The sequence below is a fragment of the Enterococcus sp. ZJ1622 genome, from assembly GCF_011038845.1.
Taxonomy (GTDB): domain Bacteria; phylum Bacillota; class Bacilli; order Lactobacillales; family Enterococcaceae; genus Enterococcus_B.
The window spans coordinates 1-4203 of the sequence record NZ_JAAKDW010000033.1; the positions used below are offsets into that span (position 1 = coordinate 1).

Annotated in this window: 5 protein-coding genes, 1 tRNA gene and 2 pseudogenes; 5 read left to right on the forward strand and 3 right to left on the reverse strand. The window is 29.9% G+C overall.

The window, feature by feature from the left end:
• Positions 1-581: 581 nt before the first annotated feature.
• Positions 582-998 (reverse strand): hypothetical protein, encoded by a 417-nt coding sequence (locus G7Y42_RS14635; protein WP_165007595.1) that lies wholly within the window; start codon positions 996-998, stop codon positions 582-584.
• A 1-nt stretch (position 999) separates the two neighbouring features.
• Entirely contained in the window at positions 1000-1281 is a 282-nt protein-coding gene (locus G7Y42_RS14640) for a hypothetical protein (protein ID WP_165007598.1), read from the reverse strand.
• A gap of 114 nt (positions 1282-1395) precedes the next feature.
• On the opposite strand from G7Y42_RS14640, the pseudogene G7Y42_RS14645 reads away from it, so the two are divergent.
• From G7Y42_RS14645 to G7Y42_RS14665, 5 genes and pseudogenes are all read left to right on the forward strand, one after another.
• Positions 1396-1815: pseudogene (locus G7Y42_RS14645) on the forward strand (ParB N-terminal domain-containing protein); the annotation flags it as partial.
• 243 nt (positions 1816-2058) lie between these two features.
• Positions 2059-2223: pseudogene (locus tag G7Y42_RS15100) on the forward strand (N-acetylmuramoyl-L-alanine amidase); the annotation flags it as partial.
• Between the two features lie 57 nt (positions 2224-2280).
• Positions 2281-2354, forward strand: a tRNA-Ile gene (locus tag G7Y42_RS14655).
• 197 nt (positions 2355-2551) lie between these two features.
• Positions 2552-2965: a Spx/MgsR family RNA polymerase-binding regulatory protein gene (locus G7Y42_RS14660; RefSeq protein ID WP_165007601.1), complete on the forward strand. Its 414-nt coding sequence runs from the start codon at positions 2552-2554 to the stop codon at positions 2963-2965.
• Between the two features lie 234 nt (positions 2966-3199).
• The gene (locus tag G7Y42_RS14665; protein ID WP_165007604.1) at positions 3200-3472 is read left to right on the forward strand and encodes a TfoX/Sxy family protein; all 273 of its coding nucleotides are present in this window, start codon (positions 3200-3202) and stop codon (positions 3470-3472) included.
• Positions 3473-4036: 564 nt separating this feature from the next.
• Here G7Y42_RS14665 and G7Y42_RS14670 read toward each other — a convergent pair.
• On the reverse strand, positions 4037-4203 hold a 167-nt coding region (locus G7Y42_RS14670), incomplete at its 5' end, for an ATP-binding protein (protein ID WP_165007607.1).

The window sequence follows — 4203 nt, forward strand, 5'->3', positions numbered from 1 at the left end:
ATTTTCTGCTGCTAAAGTAGGTACCATCGGTGTTAATGTTCCTAGAATAGATGTAGAAAGCATTAGCGTTGTAATTATTTTTTTACATTTCATGTATAAATCATCCTTTTCAGTTCTTTTGTCAAAGTATAATACAAAAATTATTATTATATTTTTTTTTTTTTTGCTATAAGGATAAAAATTTAAGGATAAAAAGTGTTATTTAACAGGTTAGTAGACATAATGTACATACTACCAAGTTGCCCCTCTACCAACCGCTTCAGCCGCTGATTTTGTGATTTTCGACCGGTCATTTTTTTAGCTTGTTATTTTTAGGGGATTAGTTATGCTTGGCAGTGCTTTACGAGCGTGTTGCTTTTTCATCATTAATTTTGTTTAGCTGCTCTTACGAACAGCTTTTTTTATAACTTCAAATCATGTATTTATGATTATTTTTTGTTTTTTTCTGTTACATTTTCTCTGAAATATCGTTTTTTTCATTCATTGGGTACTATCTTGTTGCAAATGTTGCTATTAAGATGGGAAGCCCATCTAAGAAAATAAACCAGGAAATTTTTAATGTCTTGGTTTATTTTCTTATCTTATCTTTTTAGAAAGTTGGTTGGGTCGAAATTTTTAGAAGTGAATGTTTGACTCGTTTCTTTTTGACGATTCTTTGGTTGATTTCGTTGGGAGGGATTAAGCTGCTTTTCAATTTTTTCTTTCACTTCTTGATACACTTTAGAATTTGTGCCAATAAGTACGCCTGTGTCTTTTAAATATAAATCAGCGAATTCTGCGACAATTTCGGTCATGATAGAAATTTCTTTTCCCATAGCATTTAGTTTGGCTTGGTTGCTGGTAGTGGTCGTGTTGGTATCAGGGTCATAACTCATACATAAAAAACGAATGGCTTCCGAGTAATTGTTGATATCTGGGTTTCTTTCGATAATGGAATCTAAAACGTCTACGTGACTGGGATAAAGGGTAACGTGTTTTTGAACAGAAGTTTTTCTCATGTTATATTCCTCCGATAAGTGTTTCAATGAGTTGGTTGTTTGTATGAACGTAGTCATTCAGTGTTTCAGTATTTTTTGCTTGAATAGCGATAAATTTTTCGAGTAATAAATCGAATTGATCTTTTCTATAATTCATAAGTGCATGGTCAAAATCGTTTTCGATTAGAATTTTTAGGTACGTATTACGGCTCCATTTATTACCAGTTTTGTTTGTAAGTTCTTGGCAACGTCTATCTATTTCTGAAATAATTTTTGAATCAATCTTCCGAACTAAAATGTCCATAGAAAACTTCCTTTCGCATGTGTGTATAATCTATGTATACCATACAAATATAGTATTTGTATAGCTATTTTTGCCGAAATACTATACATAAGCTAGCCACAATGGCGAAAAACTGAATTAAAATTATTAGAACAATCAATTTTAGCTGATGGTTATACGATGCCAATTGTTTGTTATTATGTGAAAGAGAAAGACTACTATGAAATTGTGGATGGTTATCATCGATACTTAGTAATGAAAAAGTCATCTAAAATTGCGAAGAGAGAAGGTAATCATTTACCTGTAGTAATCATTGACAAGCCAATAACAGAAAGAATTGTCAGTACAATTCGACACAATCGTGCAAGAGGAACACATTCAGTTGATCGTATGGTAGTAATCGTACAAAAGTTAGTGGAATTAGGGTTGAATGATCAATGGATTTTAACAAATTTAGGTATGGATAAGGATGAATTATTAAGATTGAAACAAATTAGTGGTTTAGCTTCATTATTTGTACAAGAATCGTTTTCTAAATCATGGGAAGAAGTTTAACAAAAAAACAGTCAATTATTTTTCATTTATGAGTTTTTTAGGAAACTATGATTTTCAATAATGTTAAAATAATTATTGTTACGTGACTCGCTTAAAATAACTTTTATGATTTCATCATTATTTAGTTATGTGAAATCTAACTGAAATAATTAGAGTAGTCACTTTGCCGATTTGAATGAAGTAGTAATAGATGGATTAAGGTGTTTTTCTGAAAAAGTTAAGAGATTGTCTTAACCTTGACGGTGGTTAGTACCAGACAAAGCAGAAGGTGTAATCGGTAAGTATGCAGAAATTTTGATCATGGAACATGGCACAACCAACGAAATCACTCGTATTGCTTCACAAGGAATCAAACGGCCTGAAGTGAAGAAATCCTACAATTACAAAGGCGGCAATGCATTAGGAATGTTGTCACGAAAAAATATGGGGGTTCTATTTTCTTTTAACATCTCGTGGCAACAACCTGTACCCTTAGCTCAGTTGGTCAGAGCAGACGGCTCATAACCTTCCGGTCGTAGGTTCGAGTCCTACAGGGTACATAGTTGATTTAGTCTGATATGAAATAAGATTGTATTTCTATTATGTTGCATTTTCCACGAAAACAATTTACTAAAAACTATTATTTTTCACCCATATTCGGGTGTTTTTTTTCTTTTAGTTAAAAAAAAAAATTGAGAATATTATTATCCAATGTTGGATATAATTATCTTTACTAATACTTTTATAAGGAGGAAAAATGATAGTTATTTACACTAAAGGTGGAAATTTATCTTGTCGTTCTGCTATTCACTGGTTTCAAAACAATAAAATTTCTTATAAGGAAAGACGAATACATACCAATTGTCCATTAAGTAAAGTTGAATTAGAAGGAATAGTATTATTGACTCCTAATGGTTTTGACGATATTTTAAGTCGCAGATCAAAAATTTATAAACAAATTAAAGATAATTTTGATAATTCAAGTTATGAAGAAGCATTGAAGTTGATTGTTAAAAATCCTAACATTCTAAGGTTACCAATTATTATAGATCGTAAAAGGAGTAAAATGGGAGTAGGATTTCATGAAGAAGATATCAGATGTTTTTTACCTAGACATTATAAAAAAGTAATGCGCAAAGATTATCAAAAAAGTTTGGATTATTATTTTTGATTTTAGTTTTGAACTCTATATTTCGTAAAAAAAGTTTTTTAATTTGTTTTACAAATGACATTTTTTAAGAAAAAATAATTTTGAAGAATGATAAAATTAATTTTAGTTACGTAACTAACTCGAATTACAAAATTAGATTTGTCTCCTACAATTTCATTAAGTTACGTGTCTTTTTTTATAGAAAAATTTAACCAAGTTTAAAATGGTATTTTAAGGTTGTGTGAGAAGGAATTTATGCGAAAATTAAGCGATTATCCTAACATTGGGAAGAAGTTGGAAGAACAGTTAAATAGAATAGGGATTTATACAATAGAAGAGCTGAAGGAATCAGGAGCAGAACAAACATGGTTAAAAATAAAGAAAAATGATTATTCTGCTTGTTTACATCGCTTATTAGCTTTAGAAGGAGCTATTCAAGGAATTAAAAAATCTTCAATTAATGTAGAAAGAAAAAATGAACTGAGAAATTTTGTAAAATTAAATGAGGTTTTGGATTTACAAAAGTAAAAAATTTCAATATAAGTCTACAAGTGATGACCCCAGCCTGTTCATAGGTTGTCTGCAAAAACAACCTATTTTATTAGGTGTAAGTATGTTTAACCGTACTATATGGGTGTTTTTTGAAGTATTCATCAAATTGTTTATAATGAACCATAGAAAAAACATGTCTAATTAATAAATAACCCGTGGTGCTAGTTAATTTTTTCCTAACGGAAAATGTCTTAAGGTGTTGGTAAATCAACAAAAAACACATATATTAGATTCAAAACTCCTAAGAAATGAGGGCTAATATATGCGTTCAACAAAATATATCAATGAATCTAATCGAAGAAACATTATCTAAGGATTTTATTACTAAAGATCGGGAGAAAAATATTTCAAAGAAAGGATAAAAGGATGAATAGTAATAATATTATTTTTAGGAGTTTTTATTTTAAATCAATTTTTCATTTGTATCAACGATTTTAGAAAAGATTTTCTTGTTTATGCGGAAGAAATGTCAATGGCCATTCAAAAATGTAGGTTTTTGGCCATTTAGAAATGTCGTTTTTTGGTCCATAAATAACAAGGTTACTTATACGACAACTTTTTTTCTTTATAATCTTTAATTCGATAAGACTTTCCAGTAATTTGAATAATCTTAGCGTGGTGCACTAATCGATCGATTAGTGCATTTGTTAATTTTTTATCTTGAAAGGTTTCAGCCCATTGAGACAAAGGAATATTCGTGGTAATAA

Coding starts and splice junctions, on each gene's coding strand:
- G7Y42_RS14640 (WP_165007598.1), bottom strand. CDS start 1,281: ATGGACATTTTAGTTCGGAAGATTGATTCAAAAATTATTTCAGAAATA.
- G7Y42_RS14665 (WP_165007604.1), top strand. CDS start 3,200: ATGCGAAAATTAAGCGATTATCCTAACATTGGGAAGAAGTTGGAAGAA.
- G7Y42_RS14660 (WP_165007601.1), top strand. CDS start 2,552: ATGATAGTTATTTACACTAAAGGTGGAAATTTATCTTGTCGTTCTGCT.
- G7Y42_RS14635 (WP_165007595.1), bottom strand. CDS start 998: ATGAGAAAAACTTCTGTTCAAAAACACGTTACCCTTTATCCCAGTCAC.